Source organism: Thalassospira profundimaris (assembly GCF_003326675.1).
In the GTDB taxonomy this organism is placed as follows: domain Bacteria; phylum Pseudomonadota; class Alphaproteobacteria; order Rhodospirillales; family Thalassospiraceae; genus Thalassospira; species Thalassospira aquimaris.
The window spans coordinates 12,404-32,798 of the sequence record NZ_JPWF01000012.1; the positions used below are offsets into that span (position 1 = coordinate 12,404).

Here is a 20,395-nt window from a genome sequence, read left to right on the forward strand (position 1 = left end):
ACAATGAGCAAAAAACTATTCCATCCTCAGATGACTTACAGGCGATGGGGCAAGATTATCGGCATCGTCGTTACCCTAGACATCTCTGCCGTTCTCATTGTTTACGGCTTGCTTTCAATGACGGCAGCAACCATCAAAGATTTATCAATACCGATAACAATTCTTGTCTTTGCGACACTATCATCACTTTTCTTGTGTTTGGGTTCGGTGCTGCACAGTCACTTCTATGCGTTTTTCTCCAGACGTGGCATCCACTCAATGACTGACAAAGTTCGACAGACACCTCTCACACTGTATCTCATCAAGGACGTTGTCGAAAACGCCGGCAGAAAAGGACTAGATGGTCGCTACCAGCGGAACGCCGTCGTCTAGCGCTTCCAATTCTGCAACGCCTTGACGGCACCGATCATGGTTGCCTCACTATGCGCGAAAGAGAAGCGCACATAGCCCTTGCCGCGCATCCGGTCGAAATCGGTACCCGGTGTGGTGGCGACACCGGTTTCTTCAAGCATCTGACGACAGAATGCTTCGCTGTCCTTGGTCAGTTCGCGGACATCAGCATAAAGATAGAATGCGCCATCGGCCGGTGCGAATTTGGTGAAGCCCGCCTTGGGAAGGCCTTCAAGCAGGATTTCACGATTGCGCGCATAGGCCGCGATATTGGCCTGAAGCTCTTCTTCGCAATCAAAGGCAGCCACCGCTGCGATCTGTGACAATGCCGGGGCAGAAATAAACAGGTTCTGCTGCAAGCATTCCACCGCACGCATCAGATCAGGCGGCACAATCGCCCACCCCAGACGCCAGCCGGTCATGGAAAAGTATTTTGAGAAACTGTTGATGATGATCGCATCATCGCCAAACTCAAGGGCCGTGCATTCCTTGACGTCGCCAAATGAAATGCCCTGATAAATCTCGTCACTGATCAGGCGGATGCCGTTTTCACGGCAATAGGTCGCCAGTTCGCGATAGGTATCAACGTCAATCATGCTGCCTGCCGGGTTGGACGGGCTGGCAACGATCAGGCCATCAACCGGCTCGTCAAGATCACGCAGCATCTGTACAGTCGGCTGATAGTGGGTTTCCGGTCCTGCGGGCAGATTGACCGTATCAATCCCCAGCGCGCTTAGAATGTTGTGATAGGCCGGATAGCCCGGTGCAGCCATCGCCACACGATCACCCGCATCAAATGCCGCAAGGAAGGCCAGAACAAAGATGGATGACGACCCGCTGGCAACGCAAACACGGGACGGATCAACCGACACACCGAATTTGGTTTTGTAATGACCGGCAATGGCTTCGCGCAGGGGATCAATGCCCATAGCATTGGTATAGCCGATCAGATCGGACTCAAGCGCCTTGACAGCAGCTTCGCGGACCTTGCGTGGTGCGGGTGTACCCGGCTGACCGACTTCAAGGTGGTAAACGGCTTTACCCTCGGTCTCGCGCGCATTGGCGGCACGCATCACATCCATAACAATAAAGGGCGAAATTGCACCGCGAAGCGATTGTTTCAAAGCCATCTTGTGGGGTCCCAATTGATGTTTAAGTGCAACAGGGCAGGAATGTCCCTGCCCTGTTGTATTTGTTTTTATCGAACGCCTGCCATGCCACCGCCGGCAGGATCGGCAATGAATTGGCAACTTTCAGGATGTGGGGGCGTCCCTTCAAGGCAGCGGATAATATTAACCGACGATGCGCCCTGTGAATTAAGCGCGACGCCCGATGCAGCGCCCGTCCCAATCAGGTCTTCGGCCATGGTCGCGATCTGTTTGGTCGCACCAGCCGGCGTACCGGTTCCGGCGATCCCGTAGTAATATTCACTGACAAACGGGTTGACCATAAGAGCCGGACCAATCAGCGGTGTCGCCGCCTGTGCAGCATCCCCCGCCGCAAGGTTAAGTCCAAACGCATCTGCGCCAAGTCCTGCGCCAAATGGTGTGTTCATGGTGGTCATGCAGGCAACAGCGTTCGCCGCCCGGTCAACCACGACAAAGCCGCTACGACCCGACAAAGACTGACCGGATGTATCACCCGATACGACATCGGCAAGATAACGATTCAGCATCGCAGCCACATCACTGCCATCGGTAATAACCGGCGATGCAGATTGCGCGCGCGGCGGATAGGCAAGATACAGAATTTCATTGCCATGTTTGACTTCGGTGGCGGCTTTCCATTCCGGACGGTAATTGCGCAAATCATCCGCCGTCAGGGTGCCGCCCGCATTCTGAACGGCCGCGGCGATATCAGCACCAAGCGAGCCGTTATAGAAATCGCCAGGCCCCTTGACCCGAAGGGATGTCAGAAGCGCCGCCAGATTGACCGCACGTACACGGTCCCCGACCTGAAGCAGTTTACCATCGGGCATAAAGGTCGCACGCAGTGCCGGGCTTGCTTCGATGCGGGCCCGGTTTGCCTCGATATCATTTACCAGCGACCGCGAAGCCGGAACGCCAAGACGGGCATATTGCTCAGCCGCACTGAGCAACGATCCCCACTGCAAACGTCCGAAACGTGCACTAAGCGCATAAAGCCCACGCGGTACGGACGGGATGGTTGTTGCAGTTTGATCGGCACGGGTACGCGTGCCCGGACGCGGCCAGAAATCAAGAACCTCGACCTTTTTGGCTTCACGTTCATGAACAACACAAACACCACCACCGCCGATTCCGGCGACAGACGGTTTGGTCACAGTCATGGTTGCATAAAGTGCAACAGAGGCGTCCGCCGCGGTCCCGCCAGCAGACAGAACATCGCGCGCAACCCTTACGGCGCGCGGCTCGTCGGCGACGACACCACCGAAATATCCGCTAACTGCCCCTATTTGACCAAGATTCTCTGTATTAGTACTACCACAGGCCGCAAGTCCGGCAGTCATTGCGATTGCAAACGCGATCCGCCATGATGGCTTGCGCGTCGGCTCGGAACCGACATCAGTCGAACGAAAATATGGAACGCACATTTTGCTCAGACGCATTTTAACTCTCACTGCCATTTTCCTCGTTGCCCTGCCTAGCATGGTTTTGGCGCAGGGTCGTTCTTTTATCCGCGATACCGAGATCGAGGACACCCTTCGTCTCTATGCCACGCCAATCTTCAAGGCGGCGGGGCTCGATCCAAACGGTGTGTCTGTTTATATCGTTTCTGACAACAGCTTGAACGCATTTGTTGCCGGTGGACAAAAGCTTTTTATCAATACTGGGCTGTTGTTAAAAGCAGAGACTCCAGAACAGGTTATCGGCGTGATGGCCCACGAGACCGGTCACATCACCGGCGGCCACCTTTCGCGTGTGCATGACCAGTTGCGCAATGCGTCTGCAATTTCGATCCTGTCAACCATCGCCGGTGTTGCTGCGGGCGTTGCTGCGGGCCGATCTGACGTCGGAACTGCGGCGATTCTGGGCGGTCAGAATATTGCGACGCGTAACTTCCTTGCATATTCCCGTACACAGGAAAGCAGTGCCGATCAGGCCGGTGTGAAATATTTGACAGCGGCGGGAATTTCGGCGCGCGGCATGATGGAATTCATGGAAACGCTTGAAGGCCAGGAATTGCTGAGTACGGCAAGCCAGGATCCCTATATGCGCAGTCACCCGTTGACGACCGAACGTGTCGAGTTTCTGGAAAACTATGTGGCGAACTCAGCCCTGAAAGACGCGAAAGTCAGTCCGGAACTTTATGAACATCATGCGCGTATGCGGGCAAAACTGTATGCCTTTACCAATCACATCCAGAATACGCTGCGCACCTATCCCGAAAGCGATACCAGCGTTGCCGGACAATATGCGCGTGCGATTGCCTATTACCGGAATTCGGAATTGGCCCCGGCGCTTGAAATCATTGAAAAACTGATCGGTATCGAGCCGAACAATCCGTATTTCGAGGAGTTGAAAGGCCAGGTCCTGCTTGAATTTGGCAAGGCCCGAGAAGCCATTGACCCGCTTCAGAAATCGGTCGAGCTTTCAAATGGCGCGCCATTGATCCGCTTGTTGCTGGCCCATGCCATGATTGAAACCGGGGACGCGGCATATCTTGAACCTGCCAAAGCCAGCCTGATGGGTGTCTTGTCGCGTGAACGCGGCAATGCATCGGCCTGGCGTTTCAGGGCCATTGTTGAAAACCGCCTTGGCAACGAAGGCGAAGCATCTCTGTCGCAGGCCGAATACAGCCTTCTAAGTGGTGATCGACAAGCCGCCAGCTATCATGCGGTCCAAGCCGACCGTAAACTTGAAAAAGGAACGGCTGCCTGGCTACGCGCACAAGATATCTTGCAGGCAACCAATCCTGACCGTGATGCGGACAAGGATGCGCCAAAGTGATCGCCAATCTGGTTGGCCGTGTGACGCAAAAAGCATCAATCAATCCGGCTCACCCGAAACATCCCCTACTGAAACGCCTTCGCGGCGTTTTGGTATGGGGATTTGCGGTGATGCCAATTGCAAGCTGTTCATTGCCCGGTGCAGGCGTCGATTCAGCTGGTGATCTTAAGCTGTTTTATGCGCCGTTCTCTCTCGAAACACCGCCACCCTACTGGACGGTCAATCAACGCCCAAACAGCCACCGACAATCGCCCGAAGATACGCCGCTGCAATGGCAGGATAAGGATGAACGCATCGCCCTTGCCCTGCGCCCGGACCTTGGCACGTTTGAAATCGGGCGTCGCACCAATGTCATTGTGCTTGCATCGCCCTATTTGTCGTTTGACTGGCAATTTAACAGCCACGCGCAGCCCGGCGATGTCGAACTTGAACTGGGTTTCCGCAAACAGGGGCAAAACAGCTGGACTGAAGGCGATCTTGGATTAGGCAAACCGTCAATTGATCAGCTTGTCCGAATCCCGATTGGCCAACGTTCGGTACAATACGGGCAATGGCAGCGCGAATATTTTGATCTTTCAACCCTTTATCGCCGCTATTGGCCCGACACACCAAACGATCAGGTCCGTCTTGTATGGATAGGGGTCGTGCCCGGTCGCGACCATCAACCGCCTGTGAGTGGGATCACCTATCTAACGCATATTTTACTTTCCCGTTAGCGCCCTGATCACGTATCACAGAACCAAGACATCCATTCGAAGGCCATAAGCGGCCACAGTCACAGAAGGACACCCGATGAATTCCCAGATTGTTAAACGCTTCCTTGGCTGTAGTGCAATTGCCACGACCATGCTGTTTGGCGCATCCTATGCGCAGGCTGATGAAGCACTTAGCGCCGGGCAAAAGGCCGAAGTCGAAAGCCTGATTGAACAATACCTTCAAAACAACCCGGAAGCACTTCTGCGTGCCATCCAGAATGTTCAGCTTTGGCAGGCAAATGAAAAGGCCCGCCAACAGGCCGAAGCCATTACACCGGTCTGGGACGCACTGGTTGCCGACAGCACTGTTCCGTCCTTTGGGCCGGTAGACGCCCCTGTCACCGTAATCGAGTTTTTTGACTATCATTGCGGTTATTGCAAACGTGCATTCGAAGGCGTGATGGAAATCGCCGAAAAGCATGATGACAAGGTCCGCACCATCTTTGTCGAATTCCCGATCCTGCGTGAAGAAAGCGTAACGGCCGCACGTGCGGCACTGGCAGCCCAGAAGCAGGGTAAATACATGGAAGTTCACAAGGCCTTCATGGATAACCGCGGACTTCTCGATGATGCCCGTATTGACGAACTGGCAACTGCGGCCGGGATTGACGTTGCCAAGATGCGCGAAGATATGGGCTCCCCGGAAATCAGCGCGATGATCGCGCAATATTCGGCAATGGCCCGTACCGTTGGTATCAGCGGCACGCCTGCCTTCATCATTAATGGATCGATGGTTTCCGGTGCCGACATGGATCGCGTCAACGCACTGGTTCAGGCAGGCCTTGAAGAGGCATCCTGATTTTCAAAACCGGTTTGAAGCCGTTTGACTACATTTGCAGTCACCCTGTTTCGCATCCCGAACGATACAACAAAGGCCCGTTTCGATTTCGAAACGGGCCTTTGTTGTCAATAACTGGAATGTCTGAAAATCAGATAATACCGGCCAGCGGCGAAGAAGGATCGGCGTATTTTTTCTTGGGCATACGTCCGGCAAGGAAGGATTCACGTCCGGCAATGATTGCGTGCTTCATCGCACACGCCATGCGGATCGGATCCTTTGCCCCGGCAATTGCGGTATTCATCAGGACACCATCACAACCCAGTTCCATTGCAACCGCGGCATCTGATGCCGTACCGACACCGGCATCGACCAGTACCGGGACATTGGCGTTTTCCTTGATCAAGGCGATATTGACCGGATTAAGAATGCCCATGCCCGACCCGATCAATGAGCCCAACGGCATGATCGCACAGCAGCCCATATCTTCAAGCATCTTGGCCTGAATGGGATCGTCGCTGCAATAAACCATGACGTCAAAGCCGTCCTTGATCAGGGCCTCGGCCGCCTTAAGCGTTTCGGGCATGTTCGGATAAAGCGTTGCCTGATCGCCAAGCACTTCAAGCTTCACCAAATTCCAGCCACCGGCTTCACGGGCAAGGCGCAATGTGCGCACCGCATCATCAGCGGTAAAACAGCCCGCCGTGTTGGGCAGATAGGTGTATTTGCTCGGATCGACATAATCGACCAGCATCGGCTGGTTCGGATCGGTCAGATTGACACGACGTACGGCAACCGTGACGATTTCGGCCCCGGATGCCTCGATGGCGATTTTGGTTTCTTCGAAATCCTTGTATTTTCCGGTCCCGACCAGCAAACGGGACGAGAACTTTTTGCCTGCAACGACAAAGCCATCATCATCGGCGGCTGCCAGATCGGCTTCCTGCGATCCGCCACCAATGAAATGAACGATTTCAAACTTGTCACCATCGACCAGTGCAGTTTCACCATAGGCCGTCTTGGGCACAATTTCGAGGTTACGCTCGACCGCAACTTTGGTTGCTGCAATTCCAAGTTCGCCAAGAAGGTCGGCAACAGTGGCGGCATTCTCGATAGTGCGGTCTTCACCGTTGATCGTCAGAAGCATCTTTTTCGTTCAATCCCTGTGGTATCAAAATCTTCATGATTGCCGCGCAGTATGCGCAGCGACATGGTTTGAGGCAAGTTGTCTTCCTAGGCTTTTACGCATTCACGCAGACAAAGTCACCCCGAAGACACCGCCGAATTCCAAACGGGTCACGCAATGCTGCATTGACGAGGATATTGCAACGTTGCGTCAGACTTTGGTCGTGTTATAAACGCAACACTAAAAGTTGGGCACAAGGTCCGGGAACGGAACCTGATGCGATGCCTGAACGGATGTCCGGGGTAAGATGACATTGCACGTGATCAAAGATCAATGTGACATCAATGACACGGCTGTATGCCTTTGGGCCATCTGCCTTGAAGACGACAAAGAAGGTGACCTGGTTGACTGGTTTAGCAAGGCCCGACAAGAAGAGTCTGGCATTCTTTGTAATGCTGGGGCATATACGCACACATCGGTTGCGATCCTCGATGCGATTGGGGCATCAGATTTGCCGATGATCGAGGTCCATCTGTCCAATATTCAAAAGCGGGACGCGTTCGGATTTGATCCAGACGTTCCAGAAGCTGCAAACGGTTTGATCTATGGTAATGGCTACCAGAGTTATCACCACACCCTGGATGCCGTGCACGAATTGATCCACACACCATCATAAAAGATATCGAAATGAGCAAGTTCAACATCGACAATGACGCCATTCGCCAGCTCGCCGAGCTGCTGGACGACACCAATCTGACCGAAATTGAAGTTGCCGCTGGTGACAACCGCATTCGCGTTGCCCGCCAGGGCACCATGGTTGCTGCGGCCCCGGCTGTTGCACCGGTTGCGGCACCGGCCTCTGTGGCTGCGCCTGTTGCTGCTGCACCTTCTGATGCGGCTTCGCATCCGGGTGCTGTCAAATCACCGATGGTCGGCGTTGTTTACTTTGCACCGGAACCGGGCGCTGCTCCGTTCATCTCGGTTGGCTCGAACATTTCCGAAGGCCAGACCGTGATGCTGATCGAGGCAATGAAAACCTTCAACCCGATCCGCGCACCGAAATCGGGCAAAGTGACCCAGATTCTGGCGACCGACGGCCATCCGGTCGAATATGACGAACCGCTGATCATTATTGAATAAGCCGGGGTAATAACCGCATGTTCGACAAAATCCTGATTGCCAACCGCGGCGAAATCGCGCTTCGAATTCAGCGCGCCTGCCGTGAAATGGGCATCAAAACTGTCGCGGTGCATTCCACCGCCGATGCGGACGCCATGCATGTGCGTCTTGCCGACGAATCGGTTTGCATCGGTCCGGCTGCATCCAAAGACAGCTATCTGAATATTCCGGCCATTCTGTCGGCTGCTGAAATCACCGGCGCTGAAGCCATCCATCCGGGTTACGGCTTCCTGTCGGAAAATGCCGATTTCGCGGCAATGGTCGAAGAACACGGCTTTGTCTTTATCGGCCCGACCGCGGAACATATCCGCATGATGGGCGATAAGATTACGGCAAAGCAGACTGCTGAAAAGCTTGGCATTCCGTGTGTTCCGGGTTCCGATGGTGAAATCACCACCGTTGATGAAGCCCGCAAATGCGCCAAGGAAATCGGCTATCCGGTCCTGATCAAGGCATCGGGCGGCGGCGGCGGTCGCGGCATGAAAGTGGTCGAGCGCGAAGAAGAGCTTGCCGAAGCGTTTTCCATGACCCGTAAAGAAGCATTGCAGAACTTTGGCAATGCAGCCGTGTACATGGAAAAATACCTTGGCAAGCCGCGTCACATCGAATTGCAGGTCATTGGTGACAGCCACGGCAACGCCGTTCACCTGTTTGAACGTGATTGCTCCTTGCAGCGTCGCCACCAGAAGGTTCTGGAAGAAGCACCGTCACCGACCCTGACACCGGAAGAACGCGAACGCATCGGCTCTACCGTTGCCAATGCCATGATCGGTATGGGCTATCGCAATGCCGGCACGATCGAGTTCCTTTATGAAAATGGCGAGTTCTATTTCATCGAAATGAACACCCGTCTTCAGGTGGAACACCCGGTTACGGAAATGATTTCCGGCGTTGACCTTGTGCGTGAACAGATCCGTGTTGCCGCGGGCCTGGAACTGTCATTCAAGCAGGAAGACCTTGAAATTCATGGTCATGCCATTGAATGCCGTATCAACGCAGAAGATCCGCAGACCTTTGTCCCGTCACCGGGCAAGATCAAGGAATATCATGCACCGGGCGGCCTTGGTGTGCGCGTCGATAGCGGCATCTATACCGGCTATTCGATCCCGCCCTATTACGACAGCATGATCGCAAAACTGATCGTGCATGGTCGTGACCGCGAAGAATGCATGATGCGCCTGCGCCGTGCATTGGCGGAATACGCGATTGGCGGCATTAAAACCACCATCCCGCTGCATCAGACCCTTCTTGCCAACCCGGACATCCAGAAAGGTGCATATGACATCCACTGGCTGGAAAAGTTCATGGGCATGAAAAAGACCCTCTGACCAGGCAAAGATACGAAACAAAAAACGGGGCCAAGAAATTGGCCCCGTTTTTTAAATACTAGAAACTTAAACCAGTCCTCAGGTCGGAGAGGCATTATTCTGAGCTTCCGAATCTGGTTCAGGCACATCGGGAGGCAGTTGATCAACTACAACAGGCGTCGTAACCACTGTTTGCGTCGGCTGGGTACCACCAACGGTCTGCTGCTGCGTTACGGTTTGCGTCGGCGTCGTCGCCAGGGCCTGCGCAACCTGGTTACTGATCGACGGGTTGATCGCTGTCAGCTGCGGGTTAACAGCAGCCTGACTGACCGTGTTGTTAACAGCGTTGGCAGCCTGCGGCACTGCTGCAACCACAGCAGCCGAACGCGTCACGGCTACCGCCTGGGTCATCACCGCAGTAGCCGCCTGCGGCGATGCGGCATAAACAGTCGGGTTCGCTGCAACCGCCGATGCCGTCGTTGCAATGGTCGCTGCAGCTTGCGGTGCCACAGTCTGAACAGCCTGGTTTGAAGCAACACGCGAAGCCGCCGCAATCACCTGTGAAACAGCAGTCGGGTTGGCCGCAATAACGGCCGGTGCCTGAGAAATGGCCACAGCCGCCTGACTTGCAGCAGCAGCCGCGGCAGGATTCGTTGCAATAAGTGTTTCAGCAGCAGCAGCAACCTGACCTGCCAATGCAGCAGCCGTTGCCGGGTTCCCACCAGAAAGCGCATTGATTGCCTGCTGGATAAGCTGAGGATTGCCGGAATTCAATGCCGCCTGCAGTGCCGGAGGCAATGGCGCGCCCTGCTGCGCAGCCTGCGCATGGGCGGAGGTCGAAAGCGTGGCTGAAAGTGGCATACTGGCCATTGCAGCGACCAAACCAAACATTGCCCCTTTAACGATCAAGGACTTCATTTCACAGTCTCCGATAAATGCCGCAGACGACGGCCAAAACAGATAGGTTGAATTTTACGCCATATTTTTACATTAGTCTATGGGTTGTAATTGATAGAGCAAAGTTCTTGTCGTTACCCAACTGGTATCTTGTTACAAAGTGGTTGCACACATATTTAAATGCTTATGGGCATCAAGTGATGCCAAATACATATCGGTTACAGGACCAAGAAGATCATCACTGCCATCATGTCCAACCAGCTGACCCCCGATCTGTTGATCCGTGCCTATTCGGTCGGTTTGTTTCCCATGGCCGAAAGCCATGATGATCCGACCCTGTACTGGATTGATCCAGAATGGCGGGGCATTTTGCCACTTGATGGGTTTCACGTGCCGCGCAGCCTGAAAAAGGCTGTGCGTAAAGGTATTTACAAAATCCATGTTGACCGGGCATTTCCCGACGTCATTCGTGCCTGCGCCGAGCAAACCGACACCCGTGACGATACATGGATCAACGAAAACATCCTTGATGCCTATTGCGCGCTTCACAAAATGGGCTGTGCCCATTCGATTGAGGCATGGAAAGACGGCAAACTGGTTGGCGGCCTGTATGGCGTCAGTCTTGGCAAGGCATTCTTTGGCGAAAGCATGTTTTCACGCGCAACAAACGCGTCAAAAGTTGCGCTGGTTCATCTGGTCGCCCTGATGCGTCAGGGGGGCTTCAGCCTTCTTGATACGCAATTTGTCAATGATCACCTTAAACAATTCGGTGTTCTGGAAATTCCGCGTGAACGTTACCGCAATGAATTGGCCAAGGCATTGGCAGGGCGTGCCAATCTTCCGTTTGAAGTCGAACCGGAAGTTCTTGAACAAACGCTGTCGGGCGGTGATATTTAACCCCGCCTTTCAATATTACCGTACGAGCCAGTTCATGAATATCCGCCTTGCCACCCAACAAGACACCTCTGCCATTCTTGAAATTGTCGCGCCAACCCTTCGGTCAGGCGAGACCTATGCCATTGATAGCAACATGAATGATGATCAGGTGATTGCCTATTGGATGGGGCTGGACAAGGTAACACCGGTTGCCGAGGAAGATGGCGAGATCGTTGGCACCTATTACATCCGCCAAAACCAGGGCGGTGGCGGATCACATGTGTGTAATTGCGGTTACATGACATCGCCCAAGGCAACCGGGCGCGGCATTGCGCGCCGCATGGGCGAAGATTCCTTTGTCCGCGCCAAAGAACTTGGATACCGGGCGATGCAGTATAATTTCGTGATCGCCAGCAACGCCGCAGCGGTGCATCTTTGGCCGAAACTGGGCTTTGAAATTGTTGGTCGCCTGCCCGGTGCCTTTATGCACCCTACCCTTGGCGAAACCGATGCCCTGGTGATGTATCGCAAGCTTTAAGGACCAGACCGGCGGACCGAAAAGAAAAAGGGCGGGCACCATCTGGCACCCGCCCCATTTTTATAAAGTTACCGACGCTTGACCGAAATCAGAACAGGAAGCGAACCCGCAGGGTGCCTTCAATCGCTGCGAGTTCTTTGCGAACACCTGCACCCGGTTTGATTTCTTCGTCGACTTCAACAACCACGTAGCCAACACCGCCTTCAGAACGCAGATACTGGCCGCTGATATTGATGCCACGCGATGCGAAAACATCGTTGATTTTCAGAAGCACACCCGGAACGTTGCGGTGAATATGCAGGAAACGGGTATGGGTGCGATCCTTGACCGGAAGGGAAACTTCCGGGAAGTTGACGGCCCCAAGGGTCGAACCGTTATCGGAATAGGTGATCAGCTTGTCAGCCACTTCGATCCCGATATTTTCCTGTGCTTCCTGGGTAGAACCACCGATATGCGGGGTCAGGATAACGTTATCCATACCACGCAGCGGGCTTTCGAACTCTTCGTCCTTGCCTGCCGGCTCAACCGGGAACACGTCAAGGGCGGCACCCGCCAGATGGCCGCTTTCAAGGGCCGCCGCCAGATCATCAATGACGATGACATTGCCGCGTGCCGCGTTGATCAAATGCGCACCCTGTTTCATTTTGGCGATTTCGGCCGCAGTGATCATGTTCTTGGTCTGATCATTGGCCGGAACATGCAGCGAAACCACGTCGGATTTCGCAAGCAGTTCATCCATAGAGCTACAAGCCGACGCATTGCCCATGGCAAGCTTGTTGATCACGTCAAAGTAAATGACGTTCATGCCAAGCGATTCTGCAAGAACCGACAGCTGCGAACCGATATGGCCGTAACCAATGATACCCAGGGTCTTGCCGCGTGCTTCGTACGAACCCTTGGCATTTTTCAGCCAGCCACCTTTATGCGCTGCCGCACTACGCTGCGGGACGCCACGCAACAGCATGATGATCTGACCAAGCACCAGTTCGGCAACCGAACGGGTGTTCGAGTACGGCGCATTGAACACCGGAATACCGCGCATCGCAGCAGCCGTCAGATCAACCTGGTTGGTACCGATACAGAAACAGCCGATCGAGGTCAGTTTGGAAGCAGCTTCAATAACTTCTTCGGTCAGTTTGGTGCGGGAACGGATGCCCAGGAAGTGCGCATCGGAGACGACGGACTTCAGTTCGTCCGCGTCGAGCGCAGCTGGGTAATGGTCGACATTAGAGTAGCCGGCCTCTTTGAACATCTTTACAGCGTTTTCATGGATACCTTCGAGCAGGACGATCTTGATCTTGTCCTTCTCCAACGAAAGTTTGCTGTTCACGGCGCACCATCCTTTTCTTCGCGAGGGCGACACGGGATCATCCCGAGCCGTTTGTCAGGCCGTTCCATAACGGCCCGTGGACCAATGAAATAGGGCCTCAAAGCGCGTCCGTCAAAGGCTTTCCCTTGCGTAAATATGCATTCCCCCTATCTTCTGAACGCATATACCGGCTAATGCGTACAAAAACGAGGCCTGCCAAGGGCTCGCCACACGATCATTGCCTGCTCAGGGGATAAAGATTTGCCTGCCGAAATCAAGACCGTGACCGATATTCATGCCATCGGGCAAGAGCAATGGGACAGATGCGCAGGCACCGACAATCCCTTTGTCAGCTTTGCCTTTCTGTCAGCGATGGAAGACAGCGGATCGACCACGGCACAAACCGGCTGGCAACCATTCCATCTGGTTTTGAATGATGACGCCGGTCAGGCCATCGGGATTGTGCCACTTTATGTCAAAGCACATTCATACGGTGAATATGTTTTCGACTGGAGCTGGGCCGAGGCCTATGAGCGCGCCGGGGGAAAATATTATCCGAAACTGCAATCTGCCGTACCCTTTTCCCCCGTGCCAGGCCCGCGCCTTTTGATCGCATCGGATCATCACGATCCGGACTCTGTACGGCGTATCCTGATTGACGGTTTGGCGATGCTTCCCGAAAAGCTTGGCATGGCGACATTACACGTCACGTTTTGCAGCGACGGTGAAAGCCAGTTGATGGAAGATGCCGGTTTCCTGCGTCGTACCGGCCTGCAATATCACTGGTGCAATCGGGACTATCAGAATTTCGATGATTTTCTGGGAGCCCTGAATTCGCGCAAGCGCAAAAACCTGCGCAAGGAACGCAAACAGGTTCTTGAGGCCGGATACCGGTTTGAAGCCCTGCGCGGTGATGACCTTAAACCCCATCATTGGGACCGGTTTTACCAATTCTATCGCGACACGTCTGATCGTAAATGGGGGCAGGCCTACCTGACCCGGGAGTTCTTTGACCTTTTGCATGAACGCATTCGCGACAAAACTGTTCTAGTTGCGGCCTTTCACGATGACCAGATGGTCGCAGGTGCATTGAACCTGATTGGAACCAAAACGCTCTATGGCCGAAACTGGGGCACAATTGATCGCACCCCGCTTCTGCATTTTGAAACCTGCTATTATCAGGCCATTGATATCGCCATTGAAAACGGCCTTCAGACGGTTGAGGCCGGGGCACAGGGCGAACATAAAATCCAGCGCGGCTATGAACCCGTAATTACCCATTCCGCACATCTGATTGCCGATCCGGGGCTTCGTCGTGCGGTTGACCAGTTCCTGCGTCAGGAACAGGGGCACATCGCCCAGGATCGCGACTATATCCTGGCCGAACACAGCCCATATCGAAACACCGGACGGGACCAATAGCCCAACAAAAAAGGCGCAAGGCATGTGCCCTGCGCCTTTTTACCGGACATCGCCGGATTTTAGACCGTGCGAACGTCGTCGAGGAACCCGTTCACATGGGTGCGCAACTCGTCATTGGCGGCGGCAAGTTTACCAACACTGTCAAGCTGACCGTTTGAAAGATCACCGCTTTCGGTGGTGGCTTCGGCAACGTTTTTCACCGCGTTGGAAATTGCGATATTGCCGTTTGCAGCTCCTTCGACACTGCGCGAAATTTCCTCGGTTGCAGCCCCCTGCTCCTCGACCGCACTGGCAACGACGGACATCAGTTCATCGATCTTCTGAATTGTTTCGGCAAAGCCGCGCACTGCCTCGGATGCGGCACCGGTTTCGCTTTGCATTTCAACGATCTTGGCCGTGATCTGTTCGGTTGCCTTAACGGTCTGGGATGCAAGGTTTTTCACCTCGCCCGCCACAACAGCAAAGCCTTTGCCAGCCTCACCCGCACGGGCAGACTCAATGGTCGCGTTCAGCGCCAGAAGATTGGTCTGATCGGCGATATCACTGATCAGATTGACAACCTCACCCACACTTTGCGCCGCTTCATTCAGTTTCTCGACCCGTTCGTTGGTACGTTCGGTTTCGCCAACGGCAATCTGGGTGATTTCGGTAACCCGGGCAATCTGCGAAGAAATTTCGGAAATCGACGCCGAAAGCTGAGCCGTTGCCGAGGCAACAGTTTCAATGTTGCTTGACGATTCCTGCGCCTGTTCTGCCACGTTCTGCGCATCGTGGTTGGCGCGCACTGCGTGGGATGTCAGGGTTTCCGATGCAGAACGCACTTCATCAAGCGCGGCATTGACCGCACGCAGAACGTCCTGGATCTTTTCATCAAAGCCCTTGGTCAGAACCCCCATGCGCTTGCTGCGTGCGACCTGGCGTTCGGCCTCGACCTTTTCCTGATCGGCCATACGGGCACGTTCACGGGCGTTTTCCTTAAACACCTCCAGCGACTTGGCCATTGCGCCGACTTCGTCATTGCGCTGCATATCAAGGATCTGAATATCCAGATTGCCCGACGCAAGGCTTCCCATAGCTTCGGTCATCTTGCGGATCGGAGTTGCAATCATCCGGGACAAAGTGCCGCCGAACAACGCTGCCATCGCAATCAGCAACACAACGCCAACACCAAGTGTGGTCTGGAAGATCCACATGGCCTGATCGACTTTCCGTTCGACATCAGACACCAGACCATCAATAGCGCGCGACAACTCACCTGCAATAGTACTAACCCGATCAGACAGTTCGCGAGGTTCACCGGATGCTTCGATTGCACGGGCGTGGTTGACGGTCAGATAGTGACGCATCAATTGCGCCTGCTCGCCTGCGATTTCTTCCCACCGGTCAATTGCCCCATCCATTTCTTCGATCAGATTGGCAACATCACTATTGATCGTGGAGTAGCTTTTGAGAACGTCGGTGCGAACATCAATTTCTTCGAGCGATTTCTGATAGCTTTCCAAACCGGCACGGTCGCCGGTCGTCAGGAAATAGATCAGCTCCTGACGCGCCATCAGGTATGAGCGATCAAGATTGCGATAATCGCGTTCAAATTTTGACAGATAGTCGCGTTGCTCATCCGCGTTGTTGACTTGCATGGTCGAAAACATGCCAGCAGCAGCAACCATCAGGATGACAGCAATCATGACAGCAAAACAGGTTGTCAGCTTTGCCGGAATTGAAAGGTTTTTGAAGAAGTTCATGACTTTTCTCCCTACTGGCCGCCGCGACGCGCAAGTTCGTTCAGATTGACTTCGATGGTCACGGCACCGATCGGTTGCCGGTTTTCATCGTTCATCGTCATGTTCAATTGCGAACGCCAGCTGTCAGATTCTTCATTATACTCGGCATCATCGATGAAAACCGCATTCGCACCTTTCGGGAAGGTGTTCTGATATTTGGCCTCGTCCCCCTGCCAGAAGTCAGAGGTGATCGAACTTTGCCCTACATTCAGGCCAATAGCATCCATCACGAAAATTTCGGCATATAGACCGCCGGATCGCGCCTGCACCTGTGTCAAATAGCTGGATAAAGGGTTCGTCAGAATAGCTGCGACAAGCGGCTGATCCTGCGCTTCACGCTCGGCCTTCCATTGATTGTCAGCAGCATCGATCTGATCCTGCGTCATATCTTTTCGCAACCGGTTCTGGGAGTTGATCGACAACGCAACCACCGGGTTTGCCAGCCAATCACGAATATCTTTAATCAGCGCATCGGTAATCAGAACATTCGGATCCCCAGGCAACTCGGCCTTGGCCATGACAGCACCGGGAGCAGCAAGCAGCACCGTTGCAAACATGCCCGTCAAAACCATACTTCTCGCAGATTTCATCAGTTTCCCTCCCAAATCTTGTTCTTCATCTAAGAAAAAACTAACTTAAAGTATAGGTTCTTATACTAAAGAAAAATTCTCTATACAACTTTTTTTAGAAACAAGGCTTTAGTCGAAACGCAACAGCTGAACTTCCACACAGGGTTATATGTGGATTACAAGCGCAGCAACAAGAGCGCCATCTGCAAGCATTTGAAATTTGGACAAGAAAAAAGCGGCGGTAAAACCGCCGCTGAGTTTGGTTGGGACACGAGCAAACTGCAGAAGATTACGTTGTTCCAGGCGCGAAACGCGCCCCTGCAAAGAACAACTGTCCACGACAACATAAGCAGGAAGCGTGCCAGTTTTTTAAATCTGTGAAAAATCGCATTTTTTCTGGGGTTTTTAGCGAATCAATTCCTGACCAGTTGAACAGGAACACATGATCTTTGCATTTCAAAATGCAAAGATTGCAAAATGCAATTATCGGTCTTTGCATTTTGCAAAACGCATCACATCGAGGTAACTTGCACAACCTGAAACAGCGACACCATTTACATTGAAGGAAGAGCCTAGCGGCGTTTTTTCTTCTTCCGGAGACCAAAGTTCAACAAGGCAGGCGCCTTCTCGATGATTTCTTCAAGAATGGATTTGGCCGTTTCCAGATCATCGCGCGCAGACTCATCAAGCTGACTGATATAACGCGGGTCGGAGATCATACGCTCAGCTTCGAACAAGGTCCGAAGCTCGCTCTGGAACATTTCGCGCGCGCCCAGCGGCAGGTTTTCCTTGGCACTCATGACAAAGAAGAATTTAAGGCTGGTTTTAATCACCAGCCGCAACATCAGCACCTGAAGCTTGTGAAACTGCCCTTCGAGCTCTTCTTTTTTGGGATGTTTTTCAAGCTTCTTAAGGCGCTCTGAAATCACAAGCGACAACGCCTTGAAGTTATCGACTTCTTCGCGGAACGGCCGATAGCCGGTCACATCCATCTTGTCGGTGGTTTTTTCAAGATTATCCGCCAACGCAACCAGTCTGCGCGCACGCAATTCAAGTCGGGAAAGAAATTCCTCGACTTCGGTTCGATATTTTCTTTGTGCAGCTTGGCTCATATCGCTCTGGCGTTCTTATTCTATAATTGTGCCCGGGAAAACAACTCCCCGGGCACAATCTAACCGCCAATGATTAACAACACCACAAATCCTGATGCTGTTTTAACCGTCAACCATTTCCGGGTTCTTTTCGATGTGCTCAAGATCACTACCGGCATCCGGATAACGGAAGACTACGGCATCATCTTCGACATCAACAAGAACAGCCCCACCCTTGGAAAGCTTGCCAAACAGCAGCTCCTCGGCCAACGGCTTTTTGACGTACTCCTGAATAACACGACCAAGTGGTCGCGCCCCAAAGGCAGCATCATAGCCACGTTCTGCCAACCATGTGCGGGCAGCTTCGGTCAATTCAATCGACACATTCCGATCAGCAAGCTGAACTTCAAGCTGCAGGATGAATTTGTCGACCACCATCTTGACCACTTCGGGCTGCAAGTTCGCGAACGGAATGACCGCATCCAGGCGGTTGCGGAATTCAGGCGAGAAGGTACGCTTGATCGCCTCTTCATCTTCACCGATCCGCATTTCGCGCTTAAAGCCGATTGGCGGCTTTGCCATGTCCGATGCGCCGGCATTGGTCGTCATGACCAGAACAACATTGCGGAAATCAACAGTCTTTCCGTTGTTATCCGTCAACTTGCCATGATCCATGACCTGCAGAAGAATATTGAACAGATCCGGATGGGCCTTTTCAATCTCATCAAGCAGAACCACCGCATGCGGATGCTGATCAACAGCGTCGGTCAAAAGACCACCCTGATCAAAACCAACATAGCCCGGCGGGGCACCAATCAGGCGCGAAACGCTATGACGTTCCATATATTCCGACATGTCAAAGCGGACAAATTCGATCCCCATGACAGTTGCCAGCTGTTTGGTCACCTCGGTCTTGCCTACCCCGGTCGGGCCGGAAAACAGATAACTGCCAATCGGCTTTTCAGGCTCGCGCAAACCGGCACGCGCCAACTTGATCGCACTTGCAACAGCCTCGATGGCCTTGCCCTGACCAAACACAACCGTCTTAAGGTCGCGCTCAAGATTAGCCAGCGCCTTGCGATCATCGGTCGAAACAGATTTTGGTGGTATGCGGGCAATTTTCGCGACGATTTCTTCGACATCGCGTTTGCCCACCGTGCGCTTACGCTTGCTTGGTGCCAGCAACATCCTTGACGCACCGACCTCGTCGATCACGTCGATCGCACTGTCGGGACGCTTGCGATCATTGATATAGCGCGATGCAAGCTCGACAGCCGACCGGATGGCCTCGTTGGTGTATTTGACCTTGTGGTGATCCTCGTAATAGGGCTTCAAACCCTTGAGAATTTTGACCGTATCTTCCTCGGACGGCTCTTCCACATCGATTTTCTGGAAACGACGAACAAGGGCACGGTCCTTTTCAAAGTGGCCACGGAATTCCTTATAGGTCGTCGACCCGATGCAGCGAAGCGATCCGCTTGCCAGGGCCGGCTTCAGAAGGTTGGAGGCATCCATCGCCCCGCCAGACGTCGCACCTGCGCCGATTACAGTGTGAATTTCATCAATGAACAGAACAGCACCTTCGTACTCTTCCAGTTCCTTGACGACCGCTTTCAGACGTTCCTCGAAATCACCGCGATAGCGGGTCCCGGCCAACAACGCGCCCATATCAAGGGCAAAGATCGTGGCATCTGCAAGCACCTCGGGCACATCGCCATCATTGATGCGCCGTGCAAGGCCCTCGGCGATGGCGGTTTTACCAACCCCCGGGTCACCGACATAAAGCGGGTTATTCTTGGTCCGGCGGCAAAGAACCTGAATGGTGCGCTCGATCTCGCTTTGACGGCCAATCAGCGGGTCAATCTTACCCTTTTGCGCCTTTACATTCAGGTTAACGCAATATGCTTTAAGGGCTTCGCCCTCGGCCGGGGTGCTATCATCACTTTCAGCAGACATACCGGAAACCGGCTCTTCGTCTGCGCCGCGCGGAATGCGGCGCTCATTCAGCTCGGACGCCTTGGCAATTCCGTGCGAAATATAGTTCACGGCATCAAGACGGGTCATGTCCTGAAGCTGCAGATAATAGACCGCGTGCGATTCCCGTTCGGAAAACAGAGCAACCAGCACATTGGCACCGGTGACTTCTTCGCGGCCCGATGACTGGACATGAATTGCGGCACGCTGGATAACCCGCTGGAAACCGGCGGTCGGTTTCGGATCAATCAGTCGCGCGCTGATCAGGCCTGAAAGTTCGCTGTCTGCGAATTCCAGCAAATCCGAACGCAACCGATCAATATCGACCCGACATGCCTTAAGCACGGCAAGCGCGTCCTGATCTTCGGTCAGGGATAAAAGAAGATGTTCTAGAGTGGCATATTCGTGACGACGCTCCGACGCATATGCGAGTGCGCGGTGCAGGCTTTCTTCAAGATTGCGCGATAGCATATG

Annotated in this window: 20 protein-coding genes; 11 read left to right on the top strand and 9 right to left on the bottom strand. The window is 53.6% G+C overall.

Annotated features, from left to right (window positions below; translation table 11 throughout):
* The first annotated feature begins 3 nt into the window (after positions 1 to 3).
* Entirely contained in the window at positions 4 to 372 is a 369-nt protein-coding gene (locus TH19_RS16475) for a hypothetical protein (protein ID WP_114103462.1), read from the top strand.
* Here the strand turns inward: TH19_RS16475 and TH19_RS16480 are convergent.
* Positions 369 to 1,520, bottom strand: coding sequence for a pyridoxal phosphate-dependent aminotransferase (locus TH19_RS16480; RefSeq protein WP_114103463.1), 1,152 nt, complete (start codon positions 1,518 to 1,520; stop codon positions 369 to 371). The two genes, TH19_RS16475 and TH19_RS16480, sit on opposite strands and share 4 nt — an antisense overlap.
* Positions 1,521 to 1,588: 68 nt before the next feature.
* Entirely contained in the window at positions 1,589 to 2,977 is a 1,389-nt protein-coding gene (locus tag TH19_RS16485; protein WP_114103464.1) for a gamma-glutamyltransferase, read from the bottom strand.
* Between TH19_RS16485 and TH19_RS16490 the strand changes: the two genes are divergently transcribed.
* The 3 genes from TH19_RS16490 (at position 2,964) to TH19_RS16500 (ending at position 5,873) form a co-directional block, all read left to right on the top strand.
* Positions 2,964 to 4,319, top strand: coding sequence for a M48 family metalloprotease (locus TH19_RS16490; RefSeq protein WP_258548002.1), 1,356 nt, complete (start codon positions 2,964 to 2,966; stop codon positions 4,317 to 4,319). The two genes, TH19_RS16485 and TH19_RS16490, sit on opposite strands and share 14 nt — an antisense overlap.
* Entirely contained in the window at positions 4,316 to 5,035 is a 720-nt protein-coding gene (locus TH19_RS16495; RefSeq protein WP_258548003.1) for a hypothetical protein, read from the top strand. Before TH19_RS16490 ends, TH19_RS16495 begins: the two co-directional genes overlap by 4 nt.
* A 76-nt stretch (positions 5,036 to 5,111) precedes the next feature.
* Positions 5,112 to 5,873 (top strand): DsbA family protein, encoded by a 762-nt coding sequence (locus TH19_RS16500; RefSeq protein WP_114103466.1) that lies wholly within the window; start codon positions 5,112 to 5,114, stop codon positions 5,871 to 5,873.
* Between the two features lie 130 nt (positions 5,874 to 6,003).
* Here the strand turns inward: TH19_RS16500 and thiS are convergent, their stop codons facing one another.
* Positions 6,004 to 6,999: a sulfur carrier protein ThiS gene (thiS, locus tag TH19_RS16505; RefSeq protein WP_114103467.1), complete on the bottom strand. Its 996-nt coding sequence runs from the start codon at positions 6,997 to 6,999 to the stop codon at positions 6,004 to 6,006.
* Positions 7,000 to 7,285: 286 nt separating this feature from the next.
* On the opposite strand from thiS, the gene TH19_RS16510 reads away from it, so the two are divergent.
* The 3 genes from TH19_RS16510 to accC are packed head-to-tail and all read left to right on the top strand — an operon-like array spanning position 7,286 to position 9,485.
* Entirely contained in the window at positions 7,286 to 7,654 is a 369-nt protein-coding gene (locus TH19_RS16510; RefSeq protein WP_114103468.1) for a type II 3-dehydroquinate dehydratase, read from the top strand.
* Between the two features lie 11 nt (positions 7,655 to 7,665).
* Positions 7,666 to 8,118 carry an acetyl-CoA carboxylase biotin carboxyl carrier protein gene (gene accB, locus TH19_RS16515; RefSeq protein ID WP_114103469.1) on the top strand — a complete coding sequence of 151 codons (453 nt, stop codon included), beginning with the start codon at positions 7,666 to 7,668 and terminating at the stop codon, positions 8,116 to 8,118.
* A 17-nt stretch (positions 8,119 to 8,135) separates the two neighbouring features.
* Positions 8,136 to 9,485 carry an acetyl-CoA carboxylase biotin carboxylase subunit gene (accC, locus tag TH19_RS16520; RefSeq protein WP_114103470.1) on the top strand — a complete coding sequence of 450 codons (1,350 nt, stop codon included), beginning with the start codon at positions 8,136 to 8,138 and terminating at the stop codon, positions 9,483 to 9,485.
* 78 nt (positions 9,486 to 9,563) lie between these two features.
* Here the strand turns inward: accC and TH19_RS16525 are convergent, their stop codons facing one another.
* Entirely contained in the window at positions 9,564 to 10,382 is an 819-nt protein-coding gene (locus tag TH19_RS16525; RefSeq protein ID WP_114103471.1) for a hypothetical protein, read from the bottom strand.
* A 228-nt stretch (positions 10,383 to 10,610) separates the two neighbouring features.
* On the opposite strand from TH19_RS16525, the gene aat reads away from it, so the two are divergent.
* Positions 10,611 to 11,258 (top strand): leucyl/phenylalanyl-tRNA--protein transferase, encoded by a 648-nt coding sequence (gene aat / locus TH19_RS16530; RefSeq protein ID WP_114103472.1) that lies wholly within the window; start codon positions 10,611 to 10,613, stop codon positions 11,256 to 11,258.
* 34 nt (positions 11,259 to 11,292) lie between these two features.
* Complete coding sequence (locus TH19_RS16535) at positions 11,293 to 11,775, top strand: GNAT family N-acetyltransferase (protein WP_114103473.1); 483 nt, start codon at positions 11,293 to 11,295, stop codon at positions 11,773 to 11,775.
* A gap of 88 nt (positions 11,776 to 11,863) precedes the next feature.
* On the opposite strand, the gene serA is transcribed toward TH19_RS16535, so the two are convergent.
* On the bottom strand, positions 11,864 to 13,105 hold the full coding sequence (gene serA, locus TH19_RS16540) for a phosphoglycerate dehydrogenase (RefSeq protein ID WP_114103474.1): 1,242 nt from the start codon (positions 13,103 to 13,105) through the stop codon (positions 11,864 to 11,866).
* Positions 13,106 to 13,345: 240 nt separating this feature from the next.
* Here serA and TH19_RS16545 point away from each other — a divergent pair, with 240 nt between their 5' ends.
* The gene (locus TH19_RS16545; RefSeq protein ID WP_114103475.1) at positions 13,346 to 14,506 is read left to right on the top strand and encodes a GNAT family N-acetyltransferase; all 1,161 of its coding nucleotides are present in this window, start codon (positions 13,346 to 13,348) and stop codon (positions 14,504 to 14,506) included.
* A 59-nt stretch (positions 14,507 to 14,565) separates the two neighbouring features.
* Here TH19_RS16545 and TH19_RS16550 read toward each other — a convergent pair whose 3' ends face one another.
* Positions 14,566 to 16,248, bottom strand: coding sequence for a methyl-accepting chemotaxis protein (locus TH19_RS16550; protein WP_114103476.1), 1,683 nt, complete (start codon positions 16,246 to 16,248; stop codon positions 14,566 to 14,568).
* A gap of 11 nt (positions 16,249 to 16,259) precedes the next feature.
* Positions 16,260 to 16,877 carry a hypothetical protein gene (locus TH19_RS16555; protein ID WP_114103477.1) on the bottom strand — a complete coding sequence of 206 codons (618 nt, stop codon included), beginning with the start codon at positions 16,875 to 16,877 and terminating at the stop codon, positions 16,260 to 16,262.
* Positions 16,878 to 17,027: 150 nt separating this feature from the next.
* Here TH19_RS16555 and TH19_RS22425 point away from each other — a divergent pair, with 150 nt between their 5' ends.
* Entirely contained in the window at positions 17,028 to 17,237 is a 210-nt protein-coding gene (locus tag TH19_RS22425) for a hypothetical protein (RefSeq protein ID WP_147250781.1), read from the top strand.
* A 191-nt stretch (positions 17,238 to 17,428) separates the two neighbouring features.
* Here TH19_RS22425 and TH19_RS16560 read toward each other — a convergent pair whose 3' ends face one another.
* Both TH19_RS16560 and clpA read right to left on the bottom strand, forming a co-directional pair.
* Positions 17,429 to 17,968: a hypothetical protein gene (locus TH19_RS16560; protein WP_114103478.1), complete on the bottom strand. Its 540-nt coding sequence runs from the start codon at positions 17,966 to 17,968 to the stop codon at positions 17,429 to 17,431.
* Positions 17,969 to 18,070: 102 nt separating this feature from the next.
* Positions 18,071 to 20,392 (bottom strand): ATP-dependent Clp protease ATP-binding subunit ClpA, encoded by a 2,322-nt coding sequence (gene clpA / locus TH19_RS16565; protein ID WP_114103479.1) that lies wholly within the window; start codon positions 20,390 to 20,392, stop codon positions 18,071 to 18,073.
* Positions 20,393 to 20,395: the final 3 nt, after the last annotated feature.

What these genes read in the sequence shown, in the direction of transcription:
- TH19_RS16475 (WP_114103462.1), top strand. Translation starts at nt 4, where the DNA reads ATGAGCAAAAAACTATTCCATCCTCAGATGACTTACAGGCGATGGGGC.
- TH19_RS16480 (WP_114103463.1), bottom strand. Translation starts at nt 1,520, where the DNA reads ATGGCTTTGAAACAATCGCTTCGCGGTGCAATTTCGCCCTTTATTGTT.
- TH19_RS16485 (WP_114103464.1), bottom strand. Translation starts at nt 2,977, where the DNA reads ATGCGTCTGAGCAAAATGTGCGTTCCATATTTTCGTTCGACTGATGTC.
- TH19_RS16500 (WP_114103466.1), top strand. Translation starts at nt 5,112, where the DNA reads ATGAATTCCCAGATTGTTAAACGCTTCCTTGGCTGTAGTGCAATTGCC.
- thiS (WP_114103467.1), bottom strand. Translation starts at nt 6,999, where the DNA reads ATGCTTCTGACGATCAACGGTGAAGACCGCACTATCGAGAATGCCGCC.
- TH19_RS16510 (WP_114103468.1), top strand. Translation starts at nt 7,286, where the DNA reads ATGACATTGCACGTGATCAAAGATCAATGTGACATCAATGACACGGCT.
- accB (WP_114103469.1), top strand. Translation starts at nt 7,666, where the DNA reads ATGAGCAAGTTCAACATCGACAATGACGCCATTCGCCAGCTCGCCGAG.
- accC (WP_114103470.1), top strand. Translation starts at nt 8,136, where the DNA reads ATGTTCGACAAAATCCTGATTGCCAACCGCGGCGAAATCGCGCTTCGA.
- TH19_RS16525 (WP_114103471.1), bottom strand. Translation starts at nt 10,382, where the DNA reads ATGAAGTCCTTGATCGTTAAAGGGGCAATGTTTGGTTTGGTCGCTGCA.
- aat (WP_114103472.1), top strand. Translation starts at nt 10,611, where the DNA reads ATGTCCAACCAGCTGACCCCCGATCTGTTGATCCGTGCCTATTCGGTC.
- TH19_RS16535 (WP_114103473.1), top strand. Translation starts at nt 11,293, where the DNA reads ATGAATATCCGCCTTGCCACCCAACAAGACACCTCTGCCATTCTTGAA.
- TH19_RS16550 (WP_114103476.1), bottom strand. Translation starts at nt 16,248, where the DNA reads ATGAACTTCTTCAAAAACCTTTCAATTCCGGCAAAGCTGACAACCTGT.
- TH19_RS16555 (WP_114103477.1), bottom strand. Translation starts at nt 16,877, where the DNA reads ATGAAATCTGCGAGAAGTATGGTTTTGACGGGCATGTTTGCAACGGTG.
- TH19_RS16560 (WP_114103478.1), bottom strand. Translation starts at nt 17,968, where the DNA reads ATGAGCCAAGCTGCACAAAGAAAATATCGAACCGAAGTCGAGGAATTT.
- clpA (WP_114103479.1), bottom strand. Translation starts at nt 20,392, where the DNA reads ATGCTATCGCGCAATCTTGAAGAAAGCCTGCACCGCGCACTCGCATAT.